Annotated in this window: 1 protein-coding gene; it reads right to left on the bottom strand. The window is 67.5% G+C overall.

All coding sequences use genetic code 11. The features are described 5' to 3' along the window. Positions 1 to 120: 120 nt before the first annotated feature. Positions 121 to 871: sensor histidine kinase (locus EQG76_RS17295; protein WP_159715639.1), on the bottom strand; the 751-nt coding region annotated here is incomplete at its 5' end.

The following is an 871-nucleotide window of genomic DNA, read 5'->3' as shown; positions in this document are numbered from 1 at the left end:
TCCTTGCTCATCCTCTAACCATCCGGCGAAGCGCCCCCTGGAACCGGTCGATCATGGTGCTCCGGGCACAAAGCCCGGACCCGTCGGCGCTGGTACTTCGTCCGCTGCGCGACCTCGTGCTCATGCGGCAGGCCGCACGACGCTGGGACGAGGAAAGACGAGCCGTGCTGATGTCCCGCCACCTGCGGCTTCACCCAGGTCGATCGAGCCTTCGTGCTCTTCCATGATCTTCCGGACGATGGCAAGGCCCAAGCCGGTGCCTTTCGCCTTGGTGGTGACATAGGGCTCGAACAGCCGCTCGCGGTGCTGCGGGGGCAGCCCCACCCCGTCGTCCTCGATCTGCACGATGATGGCCCGCTCCTCCTCCAGGATCCGGACCCGCACATGGCCGCGCGGCTCCCCGTCCTCACCCTTGCCCTTCGCATCGATCGCGTCGATGGCGTTCTGTAGCAGGTTGGTGAGAACCTGGCCGACCTTTGCATGGTCGCAGGCCAGCATCAGCTCGGGCCGGCCGAGATCCACCTCGAACGCGATGTCCGGCCGGGCAGTGCGCTGCAGCAGCACCGCGTCGTTGACGATCTGCGCCAGCCGCTCGTCCTGGAAGACCGGCTCGGGCATCCGGGCGAACGCCGAGAACTCGTTCACCAGCCGGCCGATCTGATCGACATGACGGACGATCGTGTCGGTGCAGCCGCGGAACGTGTCGGGTTCGTCCTCGATCTGCTTCAGCCAGCGGCGCTGCAGCCGCTCCGCCGACAGGCGGATCGGGGTGAGCGGGTTCTTGATCTCGTGGGCCAAGCGCCGGGCGATCTCGGCCCAGGCAGCGACCCGCTGGGCGGAGAGCAGGTCGGTCACGTCGTCGAAGGTGACG

Source organism: Geminicoccus flavidas (genome assembly GCF_009806515.1).
GTDB lineage: Bacteria > Pseudomonadota > Alphaproteobacteria > Geminicoccales > Geminicoccaceae > Geminicoccus > Geminicoccus flavidus.
This window is presented reverse-complemented; position numbering and strand designations above follow the sequence as displayed.